9 protein-coding genes are annotated in these 7692 nt (G+C 41.5%); 7 read left to right on the top strand and 2 right to left on the bottom strand.

The features are described from left to right. Positions 1–334 precede the first annotated feature (334 nt). From B3Q46_RS09475 to trpC, 3 genes are read left to right on the top strand one after another with little or no spacing between them, the layout of a single operon-like run. Positions 335–919, top strand: coding sequence for an anthranilate synthase component II (locus B3Q46_RS09475; protein ID WP_004782771.1), 585 nt, complete (start codon positions 335–337; stop codon positions 917–919). 17 nt (positions 920–936) lie between these two features. Continuing rightward, entirely contained in the window at positions 937–1983 is a 1047-nt protein-coding gene (gene trpD, locus B3Q46_RS09470; RefSeq protein ID WP_286714965.1) for an anthranilate phosphoribosyltransferase, read from the top strand. 20 nt (positions 1984–2003) lie between these two features. Continuing rightward, positions 2004–2810, top strand: coding sequence for an indole-3-glycerol phosphate synthase TrpC (gene trpC / locus B3Q46_RS09465; protein ID WP_005234856.1), 807 nt, complete (start codon positions 2004–2006; stop codon positions 2808–2810). Positions 2811–2884: 74 nt separating this feature from the next. Here the strand turns inward: trpC and B3Q46_RS09460 are convergent, their stop codons facing one another. Continuing rightward, positions 2885–3319, bottom strand: coding sequence for a GFA family protein (locus B3Q46_RS09460; protein ID WP_005234852.1), 435 nt, complete (start codon positions 3317–3319; stop codon positions 2885–2887). A gap of 250 nt (positions 3320–3569) precedes the next feature. On the opposite strand from B3Q46_RS09460, the gene B3Q46_RS09455 reads away from it, so the two are divergent. From B3Q46_RS09455 to B3Q46_RS09440, 4 genes are all read left to right on the top strand, one after another. Continuing rightward, entirely contained in the window at positions 3570–4253 is a 684-nt protein-coding gene (locus tag B3Q46_RS09455; protein WP_005234850.1) for a Smr/MutS family protein, read from the top strand. A gap of 93 nt (positions 4254–4346) precedes the next feature. Then, positions 4347–4895 carry a GTP cyclohydrolase I FolE gene (folE, locus tag B3Q46_RS09450; protein ID WP_171064799.1) on the top strand — a complete coding sequence of 183 codons (549 nt, stop codon included), beginning with the start codon at positions 4347–4349 and terminating at the stop codon, positions 4893–4895. A 64-nt stretch (positions 4896–4959) separates the two neighbouring features. Then, entirely contained in the window at positions 4960–5319 is a 360-nt protein-coding gene (locus B3Q46_RS09445; protein ID WP_005234848.1) for a cupin domain-containing protein, read from the top strand. A 267-nt stretch (positions 5320–5586) separates the two neighbouring features. After that, entirely contained in the window at positions 5587–6141 is a 555-nt protein-coding gene (locus B3Q46_RS09440) for a DUF4385 domain-containing protein (RefSeq protein WP_005234845.1), read from the top strand. Here B3Q46_RS09440 and B3Q46_RS09435 read toward each other — a convergent pair. Further along, positions 6138–7535, bottom strand: a complete 1398-nt coding sequence (locus B3Q46_RS09435; protein ID WP_005234843.1) for a diguanylate cyclase — start codon at positions 7533–7535, stop codon at positions 6138–6140. The genes B3Q46_RS09440 and B3Q46_RS09435 overlap by 4 nt on opposite strands. Between the last annotated feature and the right edge of the window lie 157 nt (positions 7536–7692).

Genomic DNA, 7692 nt, shown 5'->3' with positions numbered 1-7692 from the left:
CAAATGAGGACACGCCCTAATCATTTAAAACTTATTTATTTTTAATTTAAAAAATAATAACTGCAATATTTATTTAAACTTACTTTTTGTCAGTTAATTACTTATACGCACATTTAAAATGCCTAAAAGGCTGTGAGCTAATCACTAGCCTGAAAATTGAAAAATTATTGCGCCCGATGTGGCTATTTTTTGCTATGATGAGGCGTGCTTTATTTTCACACAATGAAATCAACGATTTAGTCGTGTATTCCCTAGACTTGCAACAAGTCCCGATAAAGCTCAATCTGGATCACTTTAGCACAGTTAAGTGCAATAATTTCAATAGGTTAAGCTCATGCTTCTAATGATCGACAACTATGACTCCTTTACTTATAACATCGTCCAGTATTTTGGCGAACTGAATCAAGAAGTAAAAGTAGTCCGCAATGATGCCGTGACATTGGAGGATATTGAGCGATGGCAACCCAAGTATCTGGTGATTGGTCCTGGTCCATGTTCGCCAAGTGAAGCTGGAATTTCGATTCCTGCCATTCAGCATTTTGGTGGCAAAATTCCCCTACTCGGTGTTTGTCTGGGGCATCAAAGTATTGGTCAGGCTTTTGGCGGCGATATTATTCGTGCCAAACGCGTCATGCATGGTCGCTTATCTGACATGTATCACAGCGATAAAGGTATTTTCAGCAACCTGCCGAATCCTTTCTCTGCAACGCGTTACCACTCGCTGGTAATTGATCAGGCCACTTTACCAGAATGTCTGGAAGTGACCTGCTGGACCAATGAAGAAGATGGCTCTATGGAAGAAATCATGGGGATTAAACATAAGACACTACCGATTGAAGGTGTGCAGTTCCATCCGGAATCAATCCTGAGCCAGCATGGTCATCAGATATTTAAAAACTTTCTTGAAATTTACGCATAATGAGCGAAACGCAAGTCATGAATATTCAACAAGCTTTAAGTAATATTACTAAAAACATTCACCTGACTCAGGAACAAATGGAAGACGTGATGCGTACCATCATGTCTGGCGAAGCAACCGATGCCCAGATCGGTGCTCTGCTCATGGGTCTACGCCTGAAAGGTGAAAGTATTGACGAGATTACCGCTGCAGCACGTGTCATGCGTGAACTCGCAACCAAAATCGATGTCAGTGATGTCCCTCATCTGGTGGATATCGTCGGTACAGGCGGTGATGGACAAAACCTGTTTAACGTGTCTACCGCTTCAGCTTTTGTAATTGCAGCAGCTGGTGCAACCATTGCCAAACATGGTAACCGCGGTGTTTCCACCAAATCAGGCTCTTCTGACCTGCTGGAACAGGCAGGCATTAATCTTGATTTGAATATGCAGCAAACCGAACGCTGTATCCGTGATATCGGTGTTGGCTTCCTGTTCGCGCCTAACCATCACAAAGCCATGAAATATGCGATTGGTCCACGTAAAGAACTGGGTATTCGTAGTATTTTCAACCTGCTCGGCCCGCTTACGAATCCGGCTGGTGTAAAACGTTTGGTCATCGGGGTATTTTCCAATGAACTGTGCCGTCCAATCGCTGAAGTCATGAAACAGCTCGGTGCTGAACATGTCATGGTCGTTCATTCACGTGATGGTTTAGATGAAATCAGTCTGGCTTCTTCTACCCATGTGGCTGAGCTGAAAAACGGTGAAATCACTGAATGGGAAATTATCCCTGAACAGGTCGACATTGAATCGCAAACCTTAACCGGTTTAATTATTGAAAGCTCAGTAGAAAGTCTGGCTCTGATTAAAGATGCCTTAGGCAAAAAGAAATCTGAGACCGGTCATAAGGCTGCCAATATGATTGCTCTAAATGCCGGCGCAGGTATTTATGTATCAGGCCTGACTTCAAGCTATAAACAAGGTGTGGCACTGGCACACGATATTATTTATGGTGGCCAGGCACTGGAAAAAATGAGCGTGCTGTCTGAATTCACCAAAACCATCAAACAATATGAAGCTTAATACGGTCAGGAATTTGAATCATGGTTGATATTGCAAATACAATTTTGGGTAAAATTGTTGATCGTAAGAAAGAAGAGTTCGCTCTCCGTCTTAAGCAGAAAAGCTATAAGGATATCGAAGAACTGGCACAAGGTGCGACACCAGTCCGTGGCTTTGCCCAATCTTTAATGTCTAAACGCCCAGGTGTAATCGCTGAAATTAAAAAGGCTTCTCCGTCCAAAGGCGTGATTCGTGAAAACTTCAATCCTGCAGAAATTGCGGCGCAATATCAGGATGCCGGCGCTGCCTGTTTATCTGTACTAACTGACGTGGATTTTTTCCAGGGTGCTGATGAATATATTCAGATTGCCCGTTCACACTGTGATTTGCCTGCGCTGCGTAAAGATTTCCTGATCGATCCTTATGGCGTGATTGAAGCGCGTGCCCTGCATGCAGACTGTATTTTGCTGATCGTGGCCTGTCTTTCTGATCAGCAGTTAGAGGAAATGTCTAAAACTGCGTTTGAGCATAATCTGGATGTACTGGTTGAAGTGCATGATGAAGAAGAATTAGGGCGTGCTTTAAAACTTTCTGATCGTTGTCTGCTGGGTGTGAATAACCGTAATTTAAAAACTTTTGATGTCGACCTGAATACATCATTACGTCTGAAAAAACTACTGGATCCTTCACGCCTGCTGGTCACTGAAAGCGGTATTGCGATCCCTGCTGATGTTGCGATGATGCAAGAACATGATATTCATGCTTTCCTGGTCGGTGAAAGTTTCATGAAACAGCCACGCCCGGATCATGCTTTCCGTGATTTATTCGGTGAGCCTGAATCAGTTTAAAATATTAAGTATAAAAAAAGCCCCGGCTCAGCATGGGGCTTTTTTTTCTATTAACTAATTTAATTCATTTAATACTAAGTTAAATGATCAAAATAAGAGATTAATTTTTCAAATTCTGGCAGTTCAGAATAGTACTCATCCGCCTTGATTTCATTTGCCCAATCTACTTTAGAGTTCAGACAAAAATTCAGTCTGTGCTGAATTTTGGGTACTTGATCCAGAAGCCCTAAAGGAATCCAGATCAATGCAATAGTACCTACCTGATTCGGTACAGGCGAGCCACAGTGTTGACAAAAATGAGAACGAAATCCGGTCTCTTTTTGATAACAGGAAATGGAAGCGTGTCCTGAGGTCCATTCAAAATATTGCTGATGAACTAAAGTTGCTGCATTCGCGGCCGTACCACTCTGTTTACGACATAAACTGCAGTGACAATGATACATGGTCTGAATATTCGTATTTATTTTGAACTGGACATTGCCACACAAACAACTGCCTGAATAACTCATTTTTTATTTCCAGGTTTGATTGATTTATATTTAAAGAGAGATGTTCCATCGAGGCAACTGTTAAAATAATAAAAGGAGAATATTCATAAATTATTTTCTATTTAAAGTTCATCAAGCTATTCAATATTAGAAAACTATTGAGAAATTAAAGCTAGGTTTAGGATATGTTGTATTTAGTGCAATTCATTTCTCCTTTCAGTCATTTAAGACTATAATTTACCAAATTCAGTATCTCCCCCGTTTCCAGATTATGAGCAAACACGATTCTTCGCTTTCTAAAGATCAGTACAATTTACTGAAAGATCTTAAAAAGCAAATTAGTCATCCTCAGCCTAAGGCTGAACCTGTTGCCCCTGTCGTGAAAACAGCGGAGCAGGAACAGGCGGAAGACCTCGATCTATTTCGCAAACAGATGCAAGGCGTACAAAAAATTGATGCCGGCAATATTGCGAAAATTGAAAAATCTCCCAAGAAAAAAGTCGATGCACAAACTCTGGCCAAGCGTGCGGCTGCCGAAGGTCCCATGCATACCGATGAAACCGTGCTGTCTGATACTCAGGCCATGCTCAATCCGGTTGGCAGTCAGGCGAGCTTAAGCTACTGCATTGCGACCTTGCAGCATAAGGTTTTTGAAGATCTGAAAGCGGGAAATCTGCGTTGGTTCGAAGCTGTCGACCTGCATGGTTGTACGGTCGAAGAAGCACGTCAGGCTGTGCTTCAGATTATCCAGATCGCCAAAGATGAAAACCAGAACGTGATCAAGATTGTACATGGCAAAGGGCCTGAAGCGATCTTAAAAACTTATGTCAACGGCTGGTTACGTCAGCACCGTGATGTTCTGGCCTTTGTCAGTGCTCCTGAAAAACAGGGTGGCACTGGTGCAGTTTTAGTTTTGCTAAAACGTGCAGAAAAAAATCCAAAGTTTAAACAGTAAGCGGATTTACCCCCAAAACAAGGCATTGTAAAAGATTTCTGCTACAATGCCGTCCTTGTTCATTCTCAGTTTAAGTGAATACGTCATATGACTATGCAGCAATCTTACGCAAACATTCTTACTGCCGTTGGTGAAGATCTCAATCGCCCTGGTCTCAAAGATACGCCCGTGCGTGCTGCGAAAGCGTTTTCGTATTTAACCTCAGGGTATAGCCAGACTCTGGAAGAAGTGACCAATAGTGCGGTTTTTCCATCAGATAACCGTGAAATGGTTTTAGTGAAAAATATCGAATTTTATTCACTCTGCGAACACCATTTATTGCCATTTTATGGCCGTGTACATATTGCCTATTTACCTGAAGGCAAAGTATTGGGCCTGTCTAAATTTGCACGTATTACTGAAATGTTTGCCCGTCGTTTGCAGATTCAGGAAAATCTGACCCAGCAAATCGCAGAAGCGGTTGCTGAAGTCACCAATGCACGTGGTGTGGCCGTGATGATTGATTCAGCACATATGTGTATGATGATGCGTGGTGTTGGCAAACAGGAATCAACAACGCGTACGGTGTCATTTATCGGTGACTTTAAAACCGATAAAGAAGTCCGCCGTGAGTTTTTAGGCGCTGTACCAGAAAGTTATTAATATAGATTCATAAATGAAAGCCTCAATTGATATTGGGGCTTTTTTACACGATGAGGTTATGAAAATGTCATCTATTTGGATTGCGGGTCGAGGTTTAGGTCAGGCTGAAGAAAGTATCGATTATCCACGTCCAGACCGGCTGGTTAAAGGCAATCCTAAACGCTTGACCCAGAGTGCCTATCAACATCCCAATATGGATTGCGGGATCTGGCAATGTGAAGTGGGTGCCTGGAAGATTGTATTCGCTGAAAATAAACAGGAATTCTTTCAGGTAATTGAAGGGATTGTCCGTTTACATGATGCTCAAGGACAATCCTTTGCTCAAATCAAGGCAGGTGAAGCTGGCATTATTCCACCCGGTTTTGTTGGCACTTTTGAAGTGGTTAAAGCCGTTAAAAAATATTATGTCGTGGTAGAAAGTTAAAACATAAGTACGAGTTTAATATCTTCATCAGTTAAGGAATTTTGCGATCAATTCCTTAACTTTTCTACGTATTCACTCAATTTCTTAAAATTTAATTCCTACATTCTTTTCAAAAATTTATCTTATTAACTTAGTTTCCTTCCTTTAAAAAATAAACAGATTGATGCTGCATAATTAATTTCCTGACTACATTTCCTGCCATGTTTAAATACAGACCTTTTGTTTAGAAGTCTGCATGATCCAAGTATATAAATTCTGGAAACAGCCATGAGTAAAAAGCAGCTTGATCCGCCTAAACGCCCTTCACGTGTTCATTCAAATAGTTTTGACTATAGTCTGGATTTTAAGAAAATTGATTTCCGTAAACGTCCGGACTTATACCGGATTGGACGCGGTGAGCAAGGCGTGCTTTTAGTAGAACCTTATAAGTCGGAAATCCTGCCCCACTGGCGTTTTGCAGATGCTGAAAAAGCCCAAGTCAGTAGTAAAAAAATTTATGCTCTATTTCTGGAATATTTAAAACAGGAAGATTTCGTCGGGGCTGATATGGCACGCAAGTTTTTACAAATGGGTTATACCCGCGCCCGGCGTTATGCCAATCATAAAGGCGGCAAAAAATACGATGGCCCGGTTCCAGATGATAAAAAGGGCTTAAGTGGTGCACATGGGCGTGAGGAATTGCCGCGCAGTTCTGAAGATCCGGTTAAAGCTGCTGCAGCCAAAATATTTAAACAAAAATGGGATGAAGCCAAAATCCATCCCGAATATGTGCGGCAAAAACAGCAATTTCAGGCTGCGATTCAGCAGCAAATTTTAAATTAGACAGACGCTTTTTGTGCGCCCTGAATTTGAGAAGGTTGCGCCAGATAGACCCGGTTACGCCCCGTATTTTTAGCCATATACAATGCAGCATCTGCGGCATCCAGAAATCTTTGGTAATCCGGATGACCATCAAATAACGCACAGCCAATACTGACTGTGAGTCTGAATTGCTGTCCTTGAGCCGTATTGATCAAGCCATGCTCTACATATTTACGGATATTTTCAGCAATGTTCAGCGCGCGTCTTTCATCGGAATCGACCAGCAGCAGCAGGAATTCCTCACCACCGACACGGAATGCATAGTCACTACCCTGAATGTATTTCTGTAGGGCATCCGCAATAAACTTTAAGGCCAGATCGCCAGCTGCATGACCATATTTATCATTAATGGCTTTGAAGAAATCGGCATCAATCGCTAGCAAGGATAATGGTGTCTGGTTATCACGAGAGAAATTGATTTCACGTGAAATAATGGTATTTAAATAACGGCGATTCAATAACTGGGTTAACGAGTCATTTCCAGATTCGATATAATCTGCAACCTGGAATAATTGATCGACCAGGTGCTGTATTTCACGGTTTAAATCACGAATACTTTGAATCAGATTCAGCATCTGATCTTTTTCAGTACATTTCAGCACTGCCTGATTTAGCGTATCGATCTGATAAATTCGCTCGATAATTAAATCGACCTGATCAGAACCGGTAAAGGCATAAGACGCTTTATGAATAAACCATAAGCCAAATTCTGACTTGGACAGCATTTGATGTCTAATGCCTGTAGTGCCAGAAAAGACCTTGAACATCAGCTCATTTTCCCAATCCAGCAATGAACTGCGCTGCTTATCTTTTTGTACCGCGACATCCTGCATTGCAGAAAATACCCGGTAACTGTGCTTCATTTCCTGATTCTGGACTGATTTTGCCTCATAGGAACGACACATAATTTCTGTGGCAAATCCCATGATTTGTACAATATAGCTACAGGTAGTAAGCATGTTCGGCTGCGGATTTAAACTCAGCAATTCAAACATTTTGCGCTGAATTTCTCGTACACCGCGCATAATCAGCCAGGATGGAATCCCAACGCGTGCATGCACATGTCCAACGATATTCTGTTTTTGCACGGCTTCTGCATAACGCTTATTCAGCGCCACACTGAAACTTTCTGAAAGCCATTGATGTAAAGTATCGCGTAAACGCTGCTGAATCAGCTCATCAGTAAAATATTGAGAGGCTTCTTCTTCCAGAAGCATATTTTTATAGAATTCTTCTACCAGTACCGACGAGTGGTCTTGAATAAACTGAAATGCGTGTAGCAAATCATCCGATGAATAATTTTGACAGATCTGCTTCCACTGCTCCGCCAGCATAGCCATACACTCATTATTCATATAACTTTTCCCGATACTTTGCGATTTTCAGTGATATTATGTGAAAAATACAACAATATTCAGGCATTTTAACCCAATTACTGAATACAATCTTTGATAATATCGGTAGAAGTCTCCGAACATGAATTTATTTTAAACTAGGACTTACGCACTATTA

It is taken from the genome of Acinetobacter sp. UBA2581, assembly GCF_002339435.1.
Classification (GTDB): Bacteria; Pseudomonadota; Gammaproteobacteria; order Pseudomonadales; family Moraxellaceae; genus Acinetobacter; species Acinetobacter variabilis.
The sequence above is the reverse complement of the archived record's forward strand: the minus strand, read 5'-3'. Positions and strand labels throughout refer to the sequence as shown.